This is a genomic window from Brevinematales bacterium (assembly GCA_026415355.1).
GTDB lineage: Bacteria > Spirochaetota > Brevinematia > DTOW01 > DTOW01 > SKYB106.
In genome coordinates this window covers 107,629-131,393 of sequence record JAOAHF010000003.1, presented here as the reverse complement: position 1 = coordinate 131,393, position 23,765 = coordinate 107,629, and the positions used below count along the sequence as shown (strand labels likewise).

General features: G+C 33.0%; 18 protein-coding genes and 1 tRNA gene. 12 read left to right on the top strand and 7 right to left on the bottom strand.

Annotated elements, in window-relative coordinates; genetic code table 11:
• Positions 1-174: 174 nt before the first annotated feature.
• Positions 175-906, bottom strand: a complete 732-nt coding sequence (gene truB, locus N2712_02000; GenBank protein ID MCX8028746.1) for a tRNA pseudouridine(55) synthase TruB — start codon at positions 904-906, stop codon at positions 175-177.
• A gap of 11 nt (positions 907-917) precedes the next feature.
• The gene (locus N2712_01995) at positions 918-1,853 is read right to left on the bottom strand and encodes a hypothetical protein (GenBank protein MCX8028745.1); all 936 of its coding nucleotides are present in this window, start codon (positions 1,851-1,853) and stop codon (positions 918-920) included.
• 137 nt (positions 1,854-1,990) lie between these two features.
• Here N2712_01995 and N2712_01990 point away from each other — a divergent pair, with 137 nt between their 5' ends.
• On the top strand, positions 1,991-3,481 hold the full coding sequence (locus N2712_01990) for a UDP-N-acetylmuramoyl-L-alanyl-D-glutamate--2,6-diaminopimelate ligase (GenBank protein MCX8028744.1): 1,491 nt from the start codon (positions 1,991-1,993) through the stop codon (positions 3,479-3,481).
• A 294-nt stretch (positions 3,482-3,775) separates the two neighbouring features.
• Positions 3,776-4,174, top strand: coding sequence for a gamma-glutamylcyclotransferase (locus N2712_01985; protein ID MCX8028743.1), 399 nt, complete (start codon positions 3,776-3,778; stop codon positions 4,172-4,174).
• Here N2712_01985 and N2712_01980 read toward each other — a convergent pair.
• Positions 4,161-5,936: a phospho-sugar mutase gene (locus N2712_01980; GenBank protein MCX8028742.1), complete on the bottom strand. Its 1,776-nt coding sequence runs from the start codon at positions 5,934-5,936 to the stop codon at positions 4,161-4,163. The two genes, N2712_01985 and N2712_01980, sit on opposite strands and share 14 nt — an antisense overlap.
• Positions 5,937-6,803: 867 nt before the next feature.
• On the bottom strand, positions 6,804-8,201 hold the full coding sequence (locus tag N2712_01975) for a hypothetical protein (GenBank protein ID MCX8028741.1): 1,398 nt from the start codon (positions 8,199-8,201) through the stop codon (positions 6,804-6,806).
• 130 nt (positions 8,202-8,331) lie between these two features.
• Here N2712_01975 and N2712_01970 point away from each other — a divergent pair, with 130 nt between their 5' ends.
• From N2712_01970 to N2712_01950, 5 genes are all read left to right on the top strand, one after another.
• Positions 8,332-8,610: a DUF503 domain-containing protein gene (locus N2712_01970; protein ID MCX8028740.1), complete on the top strand. Its 279-nt coding sequence runs from the start codon at positions 8,332-8,334 to the stop codon at positions 8,608-8,610.
• Complete coding sequence (locus N2712_01965) at positions 8,607-10,142, top strand: ComEC/Rec2 family competence protein (GenBank protein ID MCX8028739.1); 1,536 nt, start codon at positions 8,607-8,609, stop codon at positions 10,140-10,142. Before N2712_01970 ends, N2712_01965 begins: the two co-directional genes overlap by 4 nt.
• A 111-nt stretch (positions 10,143-10,253) precedes the next feature.
• Positions 10,254-12,278, top strand: coding sequence for a hypothetical protein (locus N2712_01960; GenBank protein MCX8028738.1), 2,025 nt, complete (start codon positions 10,254-10,256; stop codon positions 12,276-12,278).
• Positions 12,279-12,411: 133 nt separating this feature from the next.
• Positions 12,412-14,445 carry a ferrous iron transport protein B gene (gene feoB / locus N2712_01955; GenBank protein ID MCX8028737.1) on the top strand — a complete coding sequence of 678 codons (2,034 nt, stop codon included), beginning with the start codon at positions 12,412-12,414 and terminating at the stop codon, positions 14,443-14,445.
• A 176-nt stretch (positions 14,446-14,621) separates the two neighbouring features.
• Complete coding sequence (locus tag N2712_01950) at positions 14,622-16,070, top strand: hypothetical protein (protein ID MCX8028736.1); 1,449 nt, start codon at positions 14,622-14,624, stop codon at positions 16,068-16,070.
• Positions 16,071-16,160: 90 nt separating this feature from the next.
• On the opposite strand, the gene N2712_01945 is transcribed toward N2712_01950, so the two are convergent.
• A complete protein-coding gene (locus N2712_01945) occupies positions 16,161-16,580 on the bottom strand; it encodes a secondary thiamine-phosphate synthase enzyme YjbQ (protein MCX8028735.1) in 420 nt (139 codons plus the stop codon).
• 142 nt (positions 16,581-16,722) lie between these two features.
• On the opposite strand from N2712_01945, the gene N2712_01940 reads away from it, so the two are divergent.
• Together N2712_01940 and speD are read left to right on the top strand one after the other, a co-directional pair.
• Positions 16,723-17,388: a DUF4159 domain-containing protein gene (locus N2712_01940; protein ID MCX8028734.1), complete on the top strand. Its 666-nt coding sequence runs from the start codon at positions 16,723-16,725 to the stop codon at positions 17,386-17,388.
• Between the two features lie 93 nt (positions 17,389-17,481).
• Positions 17,482-17,904, top strand: a complete 423-nt coding sequence (speD, locus tag N2712_01935; protein MCX8028733.1) for an adenosylmethionine decarboxylase — start codon at positions 17,482-17,484, stop codon at positions 17,902-17,904.
• A 30-nt stretch (positions 17,905-17,934) separates the two neighbouring features.
• On the opposite strand, the gene lpxB is transcribed toward speD, so the two are convergent.
• Positions 17,935-19,104, bottom strand: coding sequence for a lipid-A-disaccharide synthase (lpxB, locus tag N2712_01930; protein ID MCX8028732.1), 1,170 nt, complete (start codon positions 19,102-19,104; stop codon positions 17,935-17,937).
• Between the two features lie 207 nt (positions 19,105-19,311).
• On the opposite strand from lpxB, the gene N2712_01925 reads away from it, so the two are divergent.
• Together N2712_01925 and argF are read left to right on the top strand one after the other, a co-directional pair.
• Positions 19,312-19,386, top strand: a tRNA-Asp gene (locus tag N2712_01925).
• A gap of 36 nt (positions 19,387-19,422) precedes the next feature.
• The gene (gene argF, locus N2712_01920) at positions 19,423-20,337 is read left to right on the top strand and encodes an ornithine carbamoyltransferase (protein ID MCX8028731.1); all 915 of its coding nucleotides are present in this window, start codon (positions 19,423-19,425) and stop codon (positions 20,335-20,337) included.
• Here the strand turns inward: argF and N2712_01915 are convergent.
• A complete protein-coding gene (locus N2712_01915) occupies positions 20,334-22,742 on the bottom strand; it encodes a PBP1A family penicillin-binding protein (protein ID MCX8028730.1) in 2,409 nt (802 codons plus the stop codon). The two genes, argF and N2712_01915, sit on opposite strands and share 4 nt — an antisense overlap.
• 215 nt (positions 22,743-22,957) lie before the next feature.
• Between N2712_01915 and moeB the strand changes: the two genes are divergently transcribed.
• Complete coding sequence (moeB, locus tag N2712_01910; GenBank protein MCX8028729.1) at positions 22,958-23,764, top strand: molybdopterin-synthase adenylyltransferase MoeB; 807 nt, start codon at positions 22,958-22,960, stop codon at positions 23,762-23,764.
• Position 23,765: the final 1 nt, after the last annotated feature.

The following is a 23,765-nucleotide window of genomic DNA, read 5'->3' as shown; positions in this document are numbered from 1 at the left end:
CTACATGAATATTCAATAAACTCTAACAGAAATAACAACTTACCATAGAATACCAAATGATCAACAGTCGTAAAATATCAATTGGAATAAAACATTTAACATGATATTAACTAAGCAATAATATCTTACTTGAGTCTTGAAAATTTTGATATCCTATACCACATAAATAGCCGACTAAACAGAATTAATCCTGACAAACTCTTCCACACTTATTACATACCTAAAAATGTCTTGTATACTTTCCATTGTATTGTAAGATACCGCAGAAGATAATAATACATTACCAACAGCATCACGTCTAAGTTCTTTTAAATATGCTCCCGTACCCAACATTTTCCCCATGTCCCTTGCTAATGCTCTTATGTAAGTCCCACCAGAAGATCTAACAAATATTTTAGCTTCTTTACTAATGTTGTCAAAATCTAATAGGTGTATCTCATATATGACAACTTTTCTAGGCTTAAGCAGATTTAAAGTGCTATAATAATCTTTTTTAGCCATTTTATAAGCTCTTTGCCCATCTATATGTACAGAAGAATAAACTGGAGGAACTTGATATATTTCACCAACAAACCTTGAAAGGGTTTCTTCAACCAATGAATACGTCAAATGAGACGTCGGTAATTCTTCTATAGTTTCACCATATATATCATCCGTCGATCTAAACTCACCAAATTTTACTACTGCAAAATAAGTTTTTTGAAGAGTTCTTATATACTCAAAAAGTTTAGTCCCCTTTCCTAGAAGTACAAGCAAAAGACCACTAGCAAACTTATCCAAAGTACCACCATGACCCACTTTGGCTCTAATACCACTTTTTTTTAGAACTTTCTTGATTTTATTTACAACATCACTTGACAAAATACCTGATGGTTTATCTACAGGTAATACTCCTTCACTTACCACGATATATATTATTATTTTTGGAGTTTCACTTCTTCACCTTCAGACTTCAACATATCCATTTCAGAAATCATATCTGGAGTGAACCCAACTACTTTCGCCTTATAGTCAAATCCAATATTGTATTTGCTGTTAATTTCTTCTACGATCTTAACTACTCTTTCAACTGGTACTACCGAAGAAGAAACAGGTACATTCATAAGAACAACTAACTTCCTACCTTCATCTATTCTAGATATCAGATCAACAAACCTTAACTCAGCGTTTACATTCTCCATAAGTTCAAGCATTATCTTCTGTAGCCTTCTTTTACCCACTTTTTTCGAGACTTCATTATAATTTTTGAACTCAATAACTCCCAAACTTAGAGGAACATGATATCTTTTAGATTCATAAAACTTAAGTGGTAAAATTCTGTAAAAAGCATCCTCATCAAACTTTGATACCCAGTCTATATCACTAAAGTAATTTAGTATGTTAACATAAATCCAAGACCAAGCGGAAGCAATCATATAGGCAAATATTATCGAACCAATCAACGCAATTATTACAAGTGATGATATATTTTCTACTTTAACTTTCCTGACATCAAATGATATTACATAATACGCTACAATGTAGAGTATAAACAACGCTAAAAGAAATACATAAAGAAAGTTTGGTATTATATCATGGATATTTGCTTCTTTGTAAGAAATCATCTCTAACCTGTACTCTAGCAATTTAAGGTAAACAGCAAGAATACCTATGAATATTGAAGCAAGCAAATGTCCAATAAAACTCATTAAATTAAACGATACTATGTTCAACCAAACTAAGGAAAAATATACTATCAAAAACAAGAATATTGAAGAAATAATACCACAAATAATAGTAATCATCCTGTTTGAGAAAAGAGTTAGAAACCTCTCTTTATCCTTAAAAGTTAATGAATAGATCGTTGCTCTCATACAAAGCCTCCTAAAATTCTAGCATATGAAAATTATCAAACACGTAAAAAACTTTTTCAACATTATAACGAACTTATATCATCGAAAAATAGAATAATTTCATAAATTCTTACCCTTTCATTTAGAATTGAACTAAGATGAAGCTAAAAAGTCTTTTAAAAAGTGTAGAAAATTTCATAATTAACTCACATATAGTAGAAGATACAGAGATTAAAAATCTTTCAGAGGATTCAAGAGAAGATAATATAAATTCCAACACTTTATTTTTTGCGATAGAGGGAAGTAAAGTTGATGCTACAAAGTTTATTCCGGAACTTATATCAAGAGGATGTAAAACATTCATCACTAATAAACTAATAAATTTAGAAAATAACAATGTAAATTTGATCATCGTAAACAATATAAGAAGAGTTCAGGCTATATTATCAAAAGAATTTTTCCAACATCCTGATGAGAAACTTAGAATCATAGGTGTAACAGGAACAAAGGGTAAAACTACAGTGTCTTACATGGTATTTAATGCTTTGAGGGGTGTAGGTAAAAACGGTGGACTAATAGGAACAATAGAATACCGAATAAATGACTACTCAATAAACGCAGATAATACAACTCCAGGACCTCTTTATCTTTTTTCATTACTTAATGAAATAGTAAACGTTAACGGTGAATTTGTATCAATGGAAGTATCTTCTCATGGTCTTGAAACAGATAGGGTATATGGTCTCAAGTTTGATGCTGGTATATTTACAAACCTTTCAAGGGAACATTTAGATTTCCACCAAACTATGGAAAACTATTTCAATGCTAAAATGAAACTGTTTCACCAGATAAAAAACACTAACCCCAATGGAATTGCAGTAATAAATATAGACACTGATTGGGGCCAAAAAGCATACAATGTAGTTAAAGAACTCGGCATTAGGTTAATAACCTGCGGGATAAGTAAAAGAGCAGATATAATGGCTAAGGATGTAACAATATCAATTGACGGTAACAGTTTCTCGCTAGATTGTATGGGAAAGAAATTCTCTGTTAGAACTAATATGGTAGGGATTCACAACATATACAATGCACTTTGTAGTATATCTGCTTTAGTAGGAGTATTTGGAGACGAAAAAATAGAAGAGTACTTACACCATATAGGCAAAACTACGGTACCTGGCAGGTTTCAAACCGTCAAGAGTGACAAAGGCTTTTACGTTGTAATAGATTATGCACACACACCAGATTCTCTTGAAAAAACTCTAGAAACAGCAAGATCTTTTTCTCCAAAAATTTTAACTGTCGTTTTTGGTGCAGGAGGTGATAGAGATAAGGGTAAAAGACCTTTAATGGGAGAAATTGCATCAAGAATAGCAGATAAAGTAATTATTACAAGTGACAACCCTAGAACAGAAAATCCTATATCAATAATCGACGATATAATTCAAGGAATCCCAGAAAACCTATCACATAAAGTTAGAGTAGTTGCTGATAGGAAAATAGCAATTCAAACTGCTCTCAAAGAAGCAGTAGAAGGAGAAATAATAGTAGTGGCAGGTAAAGGACACGAAACTTATCAGATAATAGGAACTGAGAAAATACATTTCTCAGACTACGAAGAAGTAATAAGTAGTCAGTATTTCTAAGCGCATTTTACGCAGCCACTTGGTTTAAATTTACAATTACAAAACCAAGATAATGTAAAAATAAATTCTAAATAAATCATTTGACGCTACCCCTTATTCCAAAGGGTATAAAGATTTTAAACACTATTTAGTAACTTAACTAGAAACTCTATACTTTCAACATACCACAGAAGAAAATTCTGAAGCTTGACCCAATTAACACTATATTAAATATGCCCGGTATTATAGAGATTTAAATTTTACCATTAGAAATTCAGTTGAAAGCTCTACAATTACACATTAAAACTTTTTACCATGGAAGATATGGTTTTTGTTTTCGGAACAATAAGGAAAGGACAACCAAGACACTATCTCGTAAAAGATGCTATCTTTGTGGACTATGCCACATTAGAAGGTTTCAGGCTATACTATATAAACAATATGTTTCCAGGAATAGTTGAAGGTGAGGGTAGAGTATACGGAGAAGTGTACAAAGTCAATATCGACACTCTCAACAAGCTTGATGAAGCAGAAGATGTAGTTAAAGTAAAGAATCTAGATATAGGTTTATCCAAAAGAGTCAAAGTAAAAGTTAAGACATCAAGTGGCGACGAAGCTTTAGTATGGTGTTATGTTTTCAACCAGGATATTGAAAATTCAACCTTTATACCTTCCGGAGATTGGGTGGAGTTTTTAAAGACTATTTCTCGATAAACTTACGTTTAAAATCTTCGGTCATTAGCTTATGTTTCTTCTCATAATCTCTAAGATTTTCAACTTTGTTGTCAAACTCGCTGAAGAAATAAATTTTAATCTTGGGTTCTGTACCAGACGGTCTAACTACAACTTTACTACCTCCTTCCAGGTTTATGATGACTACGTCAGAAATTGGTAAATCTGTCTTGTATTCTTCTTTTTCACTTTTCCCAAAGTCTTCATAAGTTCTATTTTTCAGATCTATTCTCGACATAACACTCAACTCCCCTATGGTATCTATTCTTGAGTTTCTAACTTTCTCCATGATTAGCTCAATTCTTTTCTGTCCTTCAACACCTTCGAAGTCTAAAGACATTAAACTCTCAATGTGAACCCCATACTCTCTGTAGATATCCATTAGATAATCATTAAGATTCTTAGATTGTGACATTAAATCCTCAACCATTAAAGAAAGAATACAAGTTGATATCACTGAGTCTTTGTCCCTTACATCATCTCCGTAAAGATATCCTATACTTTCTTCACATCCAAATATAAATTTTTTCCTACCCTCAAATATTCTTATTTTTTCACCTATGTACTTAAATCCCGTTAAAGTTAAGTAAGTTTCAACTCCAAACTTTCTTGATATTTTAGATATGAGCCCAGTAGTTACTATTGTAGTTACAACAAAACTATCTTCAGGTAGCAAATTTCTCTTCGACAGATTTGTTAAGATCCAACTAAGCATCATAGAGGCTATTTGGTTACCTGAAAATAAGGTTATGTTTCCACTATCGTTAATTCCTACTCTTACTCTATCTGCATCAGGATCGCTAGCAAAAAATACCTGAGCTCCAACTTCCTTAGCAAGTTCAACAACACCGTTGAAGGAATTGTCATCTTCCGGATTAGGAGATGGAACTGCTGAAAAGTTACCATCGACTGTAGTCTCTTTTTCAACTAGGTATATATTTCTAAAGCCAATGTATCTCAAAGCATCTGGTGTTAGATATAGAGAGGTACCATGAAGTGGAGTATAAGCTATTTTTATACCATCATATCTAGGCTTCTCAATATCATAGAGATTCTTCAGATTTGACTTTAGAGTATCTAAGTAGGCTTCCTTAACCTCCTCTAATACCTCACTAAATAGCTGTGAAGATTTTAGCTCATCTTCAGAGACTAGGTTTATTTGCCTTGACGAAGTTATGTTGTAAAATTCTTGTATAATCCCCTTGTCGTGTGGTGCTACTACTTGAGCTCCATCATCCCAGTAAACTTTATAACCATTGTAATTAGGTGGATTATGAGATGCTGTTAATATCACTCCTCCTGATGCCTTTAAGTACCTTATCGCAAATGAAATAAAAGGCGTTGGCATCGGTATTTTAATTAGATACGTTCTTATACCATTGCCAACTAAAACTCTAGCAGCCTCTATCGCTAAACTGCGAGAATCCTTTCTTGTATCATATCCTATGACACAAGACAAATTCTTGCTTCCTTTCACCTTTTTAAGATAATTGGCAAAACCTTGAGTAGCAGTATGTATAGTGTATTTGTTTATCCTATTAGTTCCGATACCCACCTTACCCCTCATACCACCAGTTCCAAACTCAAGTTTCTTGTAAAATCTATCCTCTATCTCGTCAAACTTTTTCTGGTTAATAAGCATAATAATCTCATCTTCTACTTCTCTTCCAAACTCTCTAATCATATCCTGCATGTTTCTCTTAGATACATCTGAAATAGGTAAACTGTCAAAAGAAATGCTCATCTTCTACCTCCGATTTGACTAGAATTATTAATATAACTCTAACATCATTTCAAAAATACTTCATATTTGACAATCTAGTATAAAACTTTTCTTTCACACTTTAAGTTTATGTAAGCCATACTATCTTTCACACACAACATTTTATCTATTTGATAATTCTAACTAAATTAGTCTTATATAATTAAGAAATATTTTGGTATTCAACTTGGCTTTATTTTAGCACTATTTAGACAACGCACAAAATGTGCGTGTTTGGTCTAGTCTCTTAAAAAGCTATCTAGAATAAGAAAATACCAATAAATTTTGGTAAATTTATCTTTAAAAAAAATTTCTCTTTGTGCATAGTTGCTATAAGGCTTTAAAAAAGATTTTCTCGCGTCAAAAACCAAAATGTTTTGGGGTATGCATGCACAATCAAATGCACAAAATGTGCATTGTTGTTATAGCCTATAGGAAAAGCTTTTTGAGCAATTTCTTCAAAACATTTTGGTATCAAAAATTTTTCTAAACGCACAAAGTTAACATAATTTTTCTAAAATTGTGCGTCAAAATGCACAATGCACAGAGCTATGCACATTAAATGCACATTAAATGCACAAAATTGTGCGTTATCGCCTCAAGGCATAAAACCTAGTAAGTGTTACATTTTTACCAACGGATTTTGGTATAAATTTGCACCTCTAAAACAATGATAATAATAAAAATAATAAATAATAATATTGAAGTAATAACACTATCAGTACATTACATACCACAAAACAAATTACCGAATTACGGCTGAAATGATGAATAAGATTCCCTCGCTAAAAATTCAATGTTTATCAATATCATGAAACACGTCACAACAATGACCTCACTAGTCAAAAGCTACCTAAAGTTTATTAACTTATTTAACCTGTCTTTCTTTGATGAAGCAAAGTTTTTTATATCTTCACCCACATCAGAATTGCAAACATTCTCGTATATTGACATTGCCTTGTAAACTTCACCTATTCTCTCGAATAGTTCTCCTAATGCCACGAGATTTTCGTAGTACTCTCTCTTAAAGTCTTTCAGAATTATCTCATTCCTCTGCAGGATAATATTAATCATTTCCCTCGTAGGAGGCTCAGGAACAGATGAATAGTAAGCTAGTATTTCTCTTAGTGCGAATGATAGCTCTCTTGGATTTGTTATCCTTGCAAGAGATTCTCTTATGTTCTTATCAGCCATTGAGTAGTTTTTAGACTTCCCAAAAAATATACCCGTGTAAAGTTTTATGATACTATCCTTGTCAGCAAATTCCTCACCTTCCTTTATAGCATCAGAAAACTTATTAAGCCTGCCTAAGAATTCCATTTTTTTTAGCTTGAGCTTAGGTAAGTCGTCTCTAGATACGTTAGACTCCAAGTTCTCTATTTCCTTAATAGCTCTATAATACCCATACTTGCTTGCTATGTTGTCTATGTTTTCAAAGAACTTCTCCTCATCACCAACAAGAAACTTAAGGTCAAGCTTACCAACATTCGATGGGGGACCTAATTCGGTGCTTTGCTCGGTACTCTCTCTCTCGTTATCTGTAATATCGTATGAGGCAGAATTGGCAAGCAGTATATTACCAAAATCATTCGTACTCGAGAAACTGTAATTGTTTGATTTGCCAGCATTACTGTCTCCAGATAAGTTGGCCTTTCGAGAAGTACCAAACATTATACCACCGTTAGTAATTGAGATGACTCCTTGAGAGTTAGTAGCCTTATCACTAAAAGCTTCAACTGAAGTTACTTCATATTCGAGAGTTTTTATGACTGTACCATTACTAGAAAAAAGCTGAAATATGATGTTATCTTTACCGTAATCTCTGGTAGTAAATATGAATACATTATCTCTTACCCTAGAAGTTCCATCGAGAAACGCAACTTTAAGAGGGTACTTTTTCACAAGCCATATTCCATCCTCACTCGGTAATTGGATCGTAAACTTTTGTCCCTTAGTAGAAAATATAGACGTAACGGATACAGGTTTTTCCTTACTTCCAGGAAACATGTTTCTCTCATCCTCAAGGAGACGTATCTTGTCTTCAACGAATTCCGGTAATATCTTCTCTTCATCAGAAATTGGGACATCTGAGATACTATCCCCTTTGAGTTGGTACTTTCTAGAAAACATATCGACATACCCGAAATCCTCTTCAAGAGACTTCTTTATGAAGTACATTGTGTAAAAATCACATCCAACCAATATAAAAGAAAAAGTAGAAACCAGTATAACAATAAACACTCTCATAACCATAATATTAAATTTGACATTGAGAGTTTTCAAGAAGGCTATCATGTGGCAAACTTGGCTTATGATCAACCTCTCAAAACCTCACAGAAATTTGAAAAAATTTGTACACTTTCAAAAGAATTTGGCTATGCTTGTAGGAATCATACAGCTACACCTCATCATACCTGCTAGAACGTTAAAGGAGAAGAGAAGGATAATAAATAGCATAAAAGACAAGACGAGAAACAAGTTTAATGTGTCAATAGCTGAAATTGACCACAACGATAGTCACTCAAGAGCTCTTATAGGCATAGCGGTAATATCAAACGATGGAAACCATATCAACTCTACTCTACATTCAATACTTAACTACCTGGATATGGAGTTCCCAGGGTTAGTAAATAATTACGATATCGAAATAATATGATATATCTACTAAGTGTATTTGTATCACTCCTAATCGGCTCAGGTCTAGGTGTGTACTTCACTACATATCATTTCCCAGAAATGCCGTCCATGGAAGTTGTAAAAAACTTTCCCATGGCGCTGTCTCTATTTTTAGTTACTACGACTACATCAGTAGTACTAAAATCTAGGAAATTACTCCTACTAAGTGTAATATTCACAACCGTGTTTGTCTCATTTTGCTACTCAGCGATAAATTCCAAAAAAAGGCTCGACTCAATGCTCAAGACCCCCAATCAAAGCTTCGTAAGTGGTACAGTGAGTATAAGCTTTCTCAACAAGGTTTTCGTAAGCGTCTCAAATTACAACGTAATAGTTTATTTGAGAAACTACGATTATGAATTTTCATCTATAGGAGCCCAAGTTGTAATATCAGGAAACTCAAGACACATATATACCTACTTGACCAACAAGAACATGTATGGGTATTTCCTCTATCTCTTCAAAGAGAACACACCATACATAATATACTCGAAAGATGACATTGTAGGAGAAGTAGTAGAATCAAGCTCTCTATTTCTAAGGTTAGTTAACATAGTAAGACAGGACATATATAACAAATTCTACAGTTACATACCTCACACATCGTTTTTATCAGCCTCCTTAATAATGGGGGAGACATCTGAAATTTCAAGAGAGTTTATGGAAAAGATAAAAGATTCAGGAATCTCGCATATATTTTCTGTTTCAGGATTTCATGTGGGTGTTATCGTAATAGCATTTGTCATACTTCTCAACGTGCTAAGGATTCCTAAGCTAATACAATTTGTAGTGATCTCAGTGTTCCTAGTAGGTTATAGCCTAATAGTAGGTCTAAAACCTCCAGTTGTTAGATCATCACTACTAGCCTCAATAATGCTTCTAATTAGGTCATTTAATTTAAGGCCTAATTACCTAAGTACCACTCTGGTAGTTGGTATCATAATGCTAGCACTCAATCCTTTCCTTTCCGTAGATGTGGGATTCATCCTATCTTTTTTTGCAATCATAAGCACAATACTTTTCTCAAGGTACATTGATGAAATAGTAGTATCAGTAATTAACAGGTACGGCTTCGAACCCAACAGAACTTTGAAGGGAATTATATCACTTCTATCCGTATCTTTTACAGCTGTCATGTTTACATTGCCAGTCATACTAATATGGTTTGGAAGTTCCTCTCTAGTAGGCATACTTTCTTCCATTGTGTTGGTACCTCTTTCTTCGCTAAATATAACTAGTGGTATAATTTCATACATCTTTTCATCTGTCTCAGGTACTATTGCCGAATACATGTTTAGGGGCGTAAACTTTATAAACCTGATCTTTATTATCATCACAGAGTACTTCTCAACTATAAATCTACAAGTTGGAATAGTATTCTCAAATTTTACAGAGACACTAGTCTTCGTAGTACTGTACTATTTCATCCTAATTGCTATCTATGCTTATATCCCCAACAAAAATGTGGTACACGCAATGTTCAAGATGAAAGTAACCAAACAAACTACATAGCATTTTCAAAGTTTTTTCCTAGCACTTGAGACATTAACCAAATGTTACCTCATAGATCAAGGAACATTACTTTGTAGAAAGAAACTATTAACGATTAAACTTATTAAGAGTATGAAGCTGAGAGCAGTAATTATCACTCTGATTTTTGCCGTCATTTTCGGCGTGCTAGGAGTACTCCTTTATTTCACCTTAGTGTTTGATCCAAACGCTCTGATCTCAAATTTACTCACTGTCCTAGAAGATACCTATAAGCTACAAGTCAAATTCAAACTAAAACAGAAGAATTTTCTATCAATAATAAGTGGAGTCGAGTTAAATGAAGTAGAGATATACTCAAAACACACAACCACCAAAAAACTGATAGGTAGATCTGACAAAGTATTGATACATTTCAACATACTTGATGTCCTGGAAACCCAACAAATCAGAGAAATAACAGTAATAAGATCCAGTGTGAATGTAAAAAACTTACTAGACTATATAACTTCAGACACATTTAAATCATCTATAAGTAACAGTGGTTCCCAACAAGGATTTAGCGTGGAGTTACTCAATCTCCAAGACATGGTAGCTTCGTACGAAAAGATCAAACTCTCATTCTCTTGGAGTAGAGTATACTTGGACAACTTGAGAGTTGAAGGTTTCTTATCAACTACCAAAACGAAGTTTTCATTCGATGGCACTAACTTTGTCGTTGACAACTTCGAAGGAGGTAACGTATTAGGAGATATAAAACTGAAAAGATTTGTTGGCAAAATTACAAATTCGTCTATTGAAGGTGTAATTTCATCTCTTTCTTACTCAAATTTTCTATCGATTACTAACCTTTCATTGTTAGGTGATCTACAAAAACTCAGATTTGAAGGAGTAGCAGAGAATGTAAAACTTTTACTGTCAGGTTTGGATATGTCATTTACGAATACAAAGTTACATCTCATGATTGACAAAAGTACTAAGATCACATTCAGTACGGGACAAGTAGATGGTATCATAACCATAACAGAAAATGGAATTTTTGGCAATGTTGATGTAAAGAACCTATCGACAAACAATCTACATAAGGATATATTAGATAGTTTGAAGACAACAATCGATAATATTGACATTAAGGGCAACTTGAAATTTCATGCTACTGAAGATAACTTAAATATCGGAGGTAGGTTTAGAGGTGAAATAGCTACAAAAGTAAATTACTCCATTTTAAAAAGGATTAATCTTGACATCGAAATAGAAGATAATGAGTTAACAATCAGAGTAAATCTAAAAACTCAAAAAACAGATGTCGAGATGCTAGGAAATCTGGATAGAAAACTAAATTTAAATAGTGTAACAGTAACGTCAAAAAGACTCTACCTTGAAGACTTCCAGGATGTTGGAAAGAATAACAGTGAAAAAGTAAGTTTAACTAGCTTGCCGACAAATATACCTTTTCTACTTTCAAATACTACTTTGCTTATTGAAATAGAGGAACTAATATCAGACACTACACCCTTTAAGATAAACAATTTGTCTATATCGGGTAAAGCAACATTTGATAAAGGTATTCTTAAGAGCGATTTCTCGGTGAACAGAATTAGAATCTTGAATCTAAATACATCTGGCAGAGGAAGTGTTACTATATCAACGAACTTTTTGCTAACTATCAGTTTCCATACAATACCTTTCGAATTAGCAAGTCTTTATACACTAATAGGAACACCTTTGGGTGGAAGAGTTTACGGTAGGGGAGTTATCGACAAATTTTCTATCTCCTTTGATAGAGACTTATCAGTAAAAGCACAAGTAGAAGTTACAAATATTGAGATGGTAGATCTCAAAATACAAAACGAAATAGCAAGATTATTAAATCTTAACCTTAAACACTTATTTATCGACAGGATTAGTATGCACCTCGAGATAACGAACCAAACGACAATAGCAAGAGGAGTAGTAGAAGGAGATATATCATCAAGCTTTTCTGCCACTTACATGATTCCTAAAGAAAAGATTAATCTCAAGTTTGATTACCTTAAAGTAGATAGGAGTGTAATTGAAGATATACCAAAAATACTATTCCTCAGAAACGAGATAAACGGCATAAGATATACAATAGAAGGAAATAGCCTATCCTTTAAATCATTTGAGATAAATCTATGACCTTGTAGATTTTGGGTTTTCTGATTAATTCTAGTTAGATAATTCAAACAATTTTAGATTATAATATTTTTATTAGAATGTTGAAACAGATGAAAGTGTTTGGCTAAAATTACTACTGTTTTTAGGAGGCTAGATGTACAAAAAAGTATACAAAGTTGGTGTTGTTGGTGCTCCTAATGTAGGCAAAACATCGCTATTCAATAGTCTTTCTGGAGCTAGAGAAAAGGTTGGTAATTGGTCTGGAACAACTGTTGAAAGGGTTGAAAAGAGGATAAATATTGATGGAAAAGAAATAATTTTTGTTGATGTACCAGGTACATATTCACTTTCTGCTTCTTCCTTGGATGAAATTGTTGCCAGAGATTTTGTACTTTTAGAGAAACCTGATTTACTAGTTGTAGTTGTTAGTTCTGTAAATTTGTATAATAGTCTTTTCTTACTCACTGAGCTTTTGGAGATGGGATTTAGAATAATTGTAGCATTGAATATGTATGATGTTGCTAAAAAAAACGGTATTAAGATAGATGTAGATAAACTAAGTAGTATTTTTGGTGTCAAGTTTATACCTACTGTAGGTAGAACTCCTAGGGGTGTTAGAGAGTTAAGAAATGAAGTTATAAATGCAATAAATAATTTAGAAAACAAGAGTCTTGTTGACTTTAAAGTACCATATCCTTCCCCTATCGAGAAAGGAATATCTAGGATACTTAAGGTATTAGAGGATACAAAAGTGGTGGCTTCGAGAAATCCTAGAGGTGTTGCGATTAAGATACTTGAGGAAAACAACCTTGTAATGAGGTTAAAAGTTGAGCAAAATAATCTATCTAGGCAGATGAGAGATATAATAAGTGATGTCGATAGAGAACTTAGAATGTTATCAGTTGATGATATTGATACTGCTATAGTGCGCTCAAAGTATAACTTCATAGACAAAGTTTTAAAAGATGTTATTCAGGTAAGCCCTAAGAGAAGTGAAAGTATTCAAAGGAAGGTAGATGAAATCTTGACAAGTAAATTGTGGGGGTTGATTATATTTCTTGGAATTATGTTTGGAATATTTCAGTTAGTATATTATATAGGAGATCCTATTGCTAGACTTATAGAAGAAGGATTTTCTTACCTATCTGAAACTGTGTTATCATTAGGCAAAGACTTTGGATGGAGTTCTATGTTTATATCGTTCCTTACAGACGGTCTTATATCGGGAGTTGGCAGTGTACTAGTTTTTCTTCCTTATATCGTAGTGCTGTTTCTCTTTATAGGAATACTGGAGAATAGCGGTTTTTTGGCTCGAAGTGCTGTAATGATGGATAGAATAATGACAACTTTCGGATTACACGGTAAATCCTTTTTACCTATGCTTATAGGATTTGGGTGTAATATACCCGGTATAATGGCTACCAGAGTTTTGTCATCTTTTAAAGATAGGTTAGTTACGGTTTTGGTTTTACCTTTAATATCTTGTTCTGCTAGACTTACGGTTTTTGTAGTAGTTACTGCTGCTCTATTCAAGGAATATCAGGGGATTATTTTATTTATGATGTATCTTCTAGGAATAGTACTTGCTGGTGTATTTGGTATAATTTTTAGGAGAAATATAGCAAAAGGAGAATACTCTTTATTTGTTATGGAATTACCTGACTTCAGATTTCCTTCTTTAAGAGTTCTTTTATCTGAAATGTGGTACAGAAGTTTCATGTTTGTCAAAAAAGCTGGAACTGTAATAGCATCCGTCGTAATTCTAGTTTGGCTCTTAGGTTCTTTGCCACTTGGTGTTGAATATGCTTCTGGAGATAGTTTTCTTGGGATAATAGGGAAAACTATACAACCTGTTTTTTCTCTTACAGGTTTTGGTGATCACTGGCAAGTAGCCGTTTCAATTTTAACTGCAATACTAGCAAGAGAAGTTGTAATTGGTACTCTGGGTTCTGTGTATGGGGTATCCGAGGAAGGTATAACAGAAGTTTTGCCTAGTGTATTTACTCCACTTTCTGCTATATCATTTTTGGTATTTATGCAAGTTGCTATGCTCTGTATAGCAACAGTTGTTGTTATAGCAAATGAAATTGGTAAAAAGTGGGCTGTTTTCAGCTTTTTGTACACAATAACACTTGCTTGGGGTCTAAGTGTGTTGGTTTATAATGTAGGAGTGGTCCTGGGATTATAACTTAATACAAGCTACCTAAGTTATGAACTTATTTCCACAGGTTTATCTCGATTTTTACTTATCTTAAGGGGAGATTTTAAATATGTATGTTAGTTGTGCTGAATAGTTTTTATAAGGGTATTGAGGTATACTTAGCTAAGTTGTAATAGTTTTTGTTTTTGCTAAACAATAAGGATATGTTTAAGTGGAAGTTAGCCGTTGTTATATTGTCCATCTTGCTAGTAATTCAGACGGTTTTGTTCATATCATTTTCTCTATATTACAATGATAGAAACCTCAAAAAGTTTATAGATGAAATAATACTTCCGAAAAAAGAAAAGCTTACTACAAATGACATAATGCAAATAAATGAAATATTTTCTTACAGAGTTTATGGAGACATAAGTGATGATAACTTGTATTATTCTAAGTTTGTGAAAGATAAGTTTTATTTTCTTGGTGGTAGAGTATCAAAAAATGGTTTCAATGACATTTGGTTTTTTAATGTTGACAGAGATGGTTCTATTGTAAGTAACATGATGCTTGGCAAGGACAAATATGATGAAGTTGGTTTGAGTTTAGATGTTTATAAAGATTTTGTGTATATTACCTCTGAATTACAGAATCCCGGGAGAAACATAAATGGTGTATGGATTTTGAAACTTACAAACATGGTTCCAGAGTGGGATATACTTATAAGGACAGCTTCTAAAAGCGTTTCTCCTATTTGTAAAGTTTTGAAGAGTGGTGATGTTATACTATCATTTTCTACTACTTCTTTGATTTCGAATATTCTTTCCCTTGTGGTTATCAGAGTCTCAAAAAGTGGTGACTTTAGAAAAGCGTTGGTTATCTCTGGAACTCTCAAAGAAACTCCAGTTAGGATTGTAGAGTTTAATAGCGGCAAATACTGGATAATTGGAGAATCGAAGTCATTTGGGTTTGGTGAAACAGATATATTCATAGTATCATTCGCAACTAATGATGAGATAGAGTGGTTTAAGGTATATGGTACTAAGTTTGCTGAGACACCTAATTATGTATTACAGTTAGACGATGGAGTTATTGTAACTACTTCAGCAAGACATTTCTCGGCCATTAAAATAGATACCAATGGTAATATTATATGGACTAAGATATACAAAAACGGTAGTATATCATCTATTTTCAAATTTCAGGATAGTCTTTTTGCTACTGGAACGATATTTGATCCGTATTCTTACAAGAATATATTTGTTTTTGAAGCAGATTATAACCTTAACATCAAGTGGGAAGAGTTTTATTCTTTTAGTTATGATGAAATGCCATATGAAATTTTTGTTGAAACTAACTTTATATATGTTTTAGGGACTATGTACAACGATAAGACACAACGGGATGTGTGGTTTGTTAAACTAAAAAGAATGACGAATCTAGTGATGAGTAACTCAATTTCAAATGTACAAGAATACTCGGGTGAGATTCTAGTTAAGGATGTTAGTGATTTTACTTTTACAAACATACTGATTTCTTCAACGAATGATTCAATATTTGAGATATCTTCCATTTATAACTTACCATCTTCAATATCTGAAAGATTCAAGATAGAGAGGGAGGTTAAGAGAAAGACAGATAAGAAAAAATCAACAGGACGCAAGAAAAAGTAAAGATTTAATCTTTATTATGGCGAGCTTTCTAATTTTATTAGATTCAATTTAGAGAATTGTTTATGTTTTTTCAATAACTTAAGTAATAGATTATTCTCCTATTAATTGAATTATCACTTTTCTGCTTCTGGCCCTTATGTCAAACTCAATTAGTACAACTTGTTGCCAAGTACCTCTAAGGAGATTTCCGTTGACTATTGGAAATACATAGAATGGTTTGAAAATACTACTTAGTATGTGTGAGCTACCGTTGTCGTCTCCCCAAGTTTCGTTATGGTAGTAATACGTTTCTCTAGGAGCTACCTTGTCAAACAGAATATTTAAGTCCTTTTTTAGCCCAGGTTCATATTCCATAGTAGTTATTCCAACCGTCGATCCGGGTGAGAATATGTTGACAATACCGCTTTTTATATTATTTCTCTTGACAAAACTTTCAACAATTGTGGTTAAGTCTACTATGTCACCTCTACCTTTTGTGTTTATTGAAATTTCCTCAAACAATATCTTCATGATAACACCTCCGGATGAATAATGTATTTTTATTGATCGTTTTAATGAAGTTTAAATATTTGATTTTAAGAATTTCATATCTTAGTTTTGTTAAAAGTGGGCTAGTTTGAAAAATATTTTTAACTTATTTCATCATAGTTCGATGAGAAAGGTTTTGCTAATAGCTGTATTTGTCTTAATTATTTTGTTTAATTCTTTTCCTTATGAATTCAAGTTAGGTATAGTTAAGTACAGAGGTGGAGATTGGTATAATAATATAGAAGGAGTTAAAAACTTATTAAGTGAGGTCTCAAAACGTACTACTATGAAAATTAGATTGGATCCAGGAATTGTTGATTTATCTTCTAGGGAAATATTTGAGTATGACTTTTTGTATATTAGTGGTCATACTCCTATATATTTCAGTGACAGAGAGATTAAGAATTTAAGGGAATATATACTCTTGAACAATGGTTTTGTGTTTGTAAATGATGATTATGGGATGGATGAAAGCTTTCGAAAGGAGATAAAGAGAGTTTTTCCTGAAAATGAACTTCAGTTAGTGCCTTATGATCATCCTATATATAGGGGTTTCTACAAGTTTTCTAATGGACTTCCAAAAATTCATGAACATGATGGAGGATCTCCTGAAGGTTGGGGTATATTCATAAATGGTGAATTGAGACTTTTCTATGCCTATAATACTGATATAGGAGATGGTTGGGATAAACCAGAGGTCCATAATAATCCTCCAGAGGTTATAGAGAGTGCTATTAGGATGGGTATAAACATCATTGTTTATTCAATTACAAGGAGTGTTGTGTATTAACGGGACGAGAATAGAGTTTTCAAAAAATTTGATAGTAGAAAAGAATTTTATTAAAATTCTTCCTATAATTTTTATAGGAGGTGAGAAGAAGAGATGGAAAAAGTAAATTCTCTTGGTAGGCATTTGCTGGTTGAGTATTACGATTGCGATGTTGATGTTCTTGACAGTGTTGAAGAAATAAGAAATGCCATGGTTAGAGCGGCAGAACTATCTGGAGCAACGATTATTAACGATACTTTCCATCACTTCAGTCCACACGGTGTAAGTGGAGTTGTAGTAATAGCAGAATCGCATCTCGCTATTCACACCTGGCCTGAACACAAATTTGCGGCTGTCGATCTTTTTACTTGTGGAGACGATGTTGATCCTTGGATAGGTTTTAACTACCTTAAGGATGTTCTTAAGTCAAAATACTTTACAGTTATGGAGATGAGAAGAGGCCTTATTGATACCAAGGATGGTAAATTGCTGTTTAAACCAGTATCATCAGAAACAGCATATTCCAACAAGATATGACTGAGTAGCAAGTTCTTTAAAAAACAAAGGCTAAACCTTAATTAAAGGGGCTAGGTGTGCTAATATGATATCTATAACTTTGTCAATAGCCCCTCCTTCAACTTCGTTTTTTATTAAGTTTAATTTATTTATAATTTCCTTTCTTAGAGTGTTATTAGTTAGAAGCTCTTCTATCTTTTTAGATATAGTTATAGGGTTGACATCACTTTGTAGTAACTCTGGATAAACTTGGTCACTGAGTATTATGTTAGGTAAAGATACAAATCTGACTTTTACAAGTCTTTTGGCTACTTCAAATGTTATTTTTGAAACCTTATATACTACGATAGTAGGTTTCCCTAGTATTGCTAATTCTAGAGTAGTAGTGCCGGAGGATGCTATTGCCAGATCGGATATGTCGTATAGTGCATAATCTCTTATGTTTTCAAATATTTTGATATTGTCAACTAAATCCAGTTTTGCGATGGTTTTGCTAACTTTACTAGCAAAACTCGGATGCGATAGAACCGTATAGAATTCAATTTCTGAAGGATTAATGTTAGTTTTTCCCGATGTTACCAGTTTAACAGCCTCAAGTATAGGTTCTGTTAGTGTATTTATTTCTTGATGTCTACTTCCGAAAAGTAGTAGTACTTTTTTAGTATTATTTTTGAAAAATCTCAAGTACTTTTCCTTTGATGAGTAATTTTTTGATATTCTATCAACTAAAGGAGAACCAACGTAAAATACGTTATTAGAAACTTGTTTGTATATTTCAAAGTCTTTCTTGTAAGTACAAATTATCTTGTCACAATATTTAGCAATTTTATACTTTACATTCTCATCCCATACTGAGACCATAGGAGGGAAGTAATAAAAAACATCAATGCCTAGTTTTTTACAAACTTTCGCTAAAGGTATGTTAAATCCCTGGTTATCGACGAGAATAACCAAATCTGGTTTATTGTTTTTTAGGAAACGTTTGATTTTTACAAGTAAACTTAGTTTAGGCAATATATATCTAAGAGATTCTGTAATGCCAACGGAACTTTTCAAGCTTTCATCGGTTTTGGTTATATTTACCATTCCTGACTGTTCCATTCTTTTACCACCTACTCCTATACACTCAATGTCCATCTTTGTTAACTTTTCTATTATTTCACTAGCACTTATATCGCCAGATATCTCGCCAGCAGAAAAGAATACTTTTGCTTTGCTCATATATTCTGATTTTCTATGATGGCGATACTTTTTTTCTATTTTAAACGTTTACAAAAATTTGATTAGTTTTAATGAGAAAATTTTTAAATTTCCCACAATTATCAGAATACTAATACTCTGAAATTTTTGGGTTTTATTGTGTTAAATTGAAATTTATTTGAAATAATATAACTGTATTATACAAAATATAATTATACCTAATGGTTTGGGGTTGTAGCTCAGCCTGGTCAGAGCGCCGGTCTGTCACACCGGAGGTCGCGGGTTCAAGTCCCGTCAACCCCGCTTTTTTTATTTTTTCATCTTCCGAAAATTTACCTTATGAACAAAGATCTCTTATCTTCAAAGGACATAGAAAGAGATGAAATCCTAAATCTCTTTGCTCTATCAACTAAGTTAAAAAAAAACAGATACCTTTATAGAAATTATCTAAAAGGAAAAAATATTTTAATGATATTTGATAAACCTTCAACAAGGACAAAAATTTCATTTTTTGTTGGTATATCTGAGTTAGGAGGTATACCGCTTACTATAAATTCTTCGGAATTACAACTTGGAAGAGGTGAAACCATAGAAGATACTGCAAGAACATTATCTAGATATTCACATGGAATAGTGATAAGAACTTATGAACAATCAAAAGTTGAGATGCTAGCAAAATATTTTGATTATCCTGTGATAAACGCTTTAACAAACTACGAACATCCTTGTCAGGCACTAGCTGATACTTTTACTATTTATGAACGGTTTAGAAGTTTTGATTTGAAAGTTGTCTATTTAGGTGATTTTAACAATGTAGCAAGATCATTGTTTATTACCTTGTCAAAATTGGGAACAAGAGAATTGGTTTTTTCAGGTCCTGCTGAGTTTTTCGATAGCAAAATACAAGAGGATGTATATAAGTATTCTGGTAGTAAGACTAAATTTTACTTTGAGCTAGATCCAAAAAAAGCGGTTTTGAATGCGGATGTCGTCTATACTGATGTGTGGGTTAGTATGGGATTTGAAAATGAAAAGGAGAGTAGAGAGAGAGTAATGTTACCTTACCAAGTTAATAGTGAAATTATGTCTTTAACAGGTAAAAATGCAATATTTATGCATTGCCTTCCTGCTAAAAGGGGTAAAGAGGTTACTGATGAAGTTATTGATTCGTCATACTCAGTTGTTTTTGATCAAGCAGAGAATAGACTTCATACTCAGAAAGCCCTTCTTGTTATGCTTTACGAAAAGTTCTAAAACTTTAAGTAATCATCGTTGAATTCTTCGAAATCATTTTTGAATGTATCCTTTTCTTCTTTGGTTTTAGTAAATTCGAATATTTCGTCTTTGTGCTTAGAATATTCTTTGGTGTGTATATCGCATTTTTCAGTTGGTTCTGTTCCTGTAATAAAATATTCGTATCTGGTTTTCTGGCATAGAGGAGTCGGTAGTTTTCCAGAATCTTCACATATTTCAATTGACACTATGCCTGATGTATAGGGTATGTCTATGTTTGGTAGGTACTTGTTTTTATAAACATCTCTCATGTATTCTCCAAAAGCGGGAGCTGCTAGTCTTCCTCCAACCATTCCTCTTCCCATAGAAATTGTAGATTTATCGAATCCATACCATATTGAGGTTACAAGTCCATCTCCTGTAAATCCGACAAACCAAGCATCTCTCCAGTAAGAAGTAGTACCTGTCTTCCCAGCAACATCCCCATAGAATCCCACACTTCTTATTGAAGCACCTGTACCCTTATTAACTGCATCTCTCATCATAGAGGTTACGATGAAAGCTGTTTGAGGAGATATAACTTGTATATTGTTAACCTTAGTATCTTTTGACATATCCTTTATTATTCTGCCGTATTTATCTTCTATTCGTAGTATCATTACAGGTTCAACTCTTGTTCCACCTCTAGGAAACACTGTAGTAGCAACTGCTAAATCAAGTGGTGATACTTCAATTATACCTAACGCTGAAGCCATACTACTAACGAATTTTGTTGTTTCTTCATCTGATAGATTAAAAAATTTTTTTGTATAATTTCTTAGTATTCCAAGTCCTATTTTGTCTAGAACTTTTACACTGACTATATTAAGAGATAGTCTCAATGCATCTCTGAGTGTGACTTGTCCCATATAATTACCTTCGTAATTTTTTGGAGACCAAACTCTACCCGCAAATCTATATTCTATAGGTTCATCAACGAAGGTTGTTGCGGAAGTTATTAGCCTTGCATCTATTCCTGAGGCATATAGAAATGGTTTAAAAGTTGATCCTAATTGTCTTTTAGCTTGTATTGCTCTGTTGAATCTATTAAGTGGTGAGAATTCACTACCACCGACCATTGCTTCAACATATCCATTTTTGGAGTTTATACTTACAAGAGCACATTCTATTCTATTTTCTTTTACCTTTGTTTCTGAGATACCAAGGAATAACTCGTAAGAGTTTGCTCTTATTTTCTCTGCTCCTATTGCTTCTGATACCAAGACTGTGAGATAATAGAGATCCTTTAGGTTTTTCTTTGTTTCTATTAATCTACTTGATGTCTTTACTTTGAGTATAGGTATAATTTCTGAAATGCTCCACAACAGATCGACAAATCCTTGGTTTGCTTTTATTGCTTGTGAAGTTATCTCTTCATACGTTTTTTGAGCTATTTCTCTGTATTTTAGTACATACTTTTCTGCTATTACTTGTTTATCTATATCTAAGGTTGTGTAGACTCTATAACCGGATTTGTATACTGCTTCATCTCCAAACATTCCTGCTACTACCTGTCTAACATATTCTGTAAAAAATGGTGCAATTTGTCTGTTATCTGCTACTCTTGATTTTAGTTTTTCTACCTTTGGTAGATAATTACTCCAAAATTCTGTATAAATTTTATCTACGCTATTTTCGGATATGAATCCCAGTGAAGCCATTCTTTTGAGGACTAAGTACTGTCTCTTTTGAGCATTTGCTATATTTACGAATGGAGAATATATATGTGGGCCTTTTGGAATTGCAGCTAATAACGCTGCTTCTCCTACATTCAACTCTTTTGAAGTTTTGTCAAAGTAGATTCTAGATGCCATTTCAACCCCGTACGCTCCGTATCCGAAGTATATCTGGTTTAAGTATATTTCCATTATTTCTTGTTTTGAGTATTCTTTTTCTATTTGGAGTGCATACCACATTTCTATTATCTTTCTAAATATGTTTCTTTCTCCTGATGTATAGATTCTTTTTGCAAGTTGCTGTGTTATAGTACTTGCTCCTTCTCTTATCCTACCTGACATAATATTCTTTATCAGGGCTTTTATTATTCTTTGAATACTTATTCCTTTATGATAAAAAAAGTCTTCATCTTCTACTGCAACAAAAGAGTTTATAATATTTTTTGAAATTTGATTATATGAGACTGGTATTCTTCTTTCGACGAAAAGCTCTGATACTAATTTCCCATTCTGATCGTAAATTTTCATCGGTTCTGGTATAGCCAAATATTTTAAGTTCTTAATATTGGTGGGATCATATAATGATACTATAAGTATTGCGAAAAAAACTGAAGAGAATATACTAAAAAGCACAAATGACAAAATAGCAAATCTTATGAAGCTTTTTAGGGTTATGTTAGGTAAGAATAGCCTAACAATTCTTCTTATCATAGAACTCTTATCCTCTTCTCAGAAGTATAAAATATTTGTGTATTTTAACACAAAATCCAGGTAATGGAAATTACTGGTAGAGTTTTATTGATTGTAGCATCTTTGCTCTTATCTTATTTAAGAGAGATTTTGGAAGTATCGTTTCAAATACATTTGACTATTAGGTATGTATTTTTTATCTTAATTACTCATAGAGTAATTTAGGGGGTTAAGTTATGTATTTTAGTGATGAGCAGGTGATGAGGTATGCAAGACATATAATATTGAATGAAATAGGTGCTGAAGGTCAGAAAAAGATACTTAATTCGAAAGTTTTGGTTGTAGGCGCAGGTGGATTAGGATCTGCGCTAATTTATTATCTTTCTGCTGCTGGAGTTGGTAGATTGGGAATAGTTGAGAATGATGTTGTTGATATTTCAAATCTTCAAAGACAAATTTTGCACGATTCTACTCGCTTAGGAATGCATAAAGGAGAATCCGCAAAAGATAGAGTTCAAAAACTCAATCCTGATGTAGAAGTTGTGTTATACAAAACATTTATAGATAAAACGAATGCTATGGATATAATAAAAGATTATGATATGGTTGTTGATGGAAGTGATAATTTTCAGACTAGATTTTTAATAAACGATGCTTGTTATCTTTTGGGAAAACCTTTAGTTCACGGTGCAGTTTTAAGGTTTGAAGGACAAGTTACTGCTTTTGTTCCAGGTGATTCAAATCCTTGTTATAGATGTATATACGAGGAGGCTCCGCCGCCAGGATTTGCTCCTAGCTGTAAAGAAGTAGGAGTTTTGGGATCCGTAGTAGGAGTAATAGGTACCATCCAAGCAACTGAGACAATAAAGCTAATAACTGGCATAGGAGAGCCCCTTATTGGTAAATTATTAGTTTACGATGCATTATTCGCAGAATTCAGCAAGTTTTCTATCAACAAAAATCCCAAATGCCCATTATGTGGGTATGATAAAAAAATCAAAGATTTAAATACAGTAGATTATACTTACTCTTGCAGTATATAGA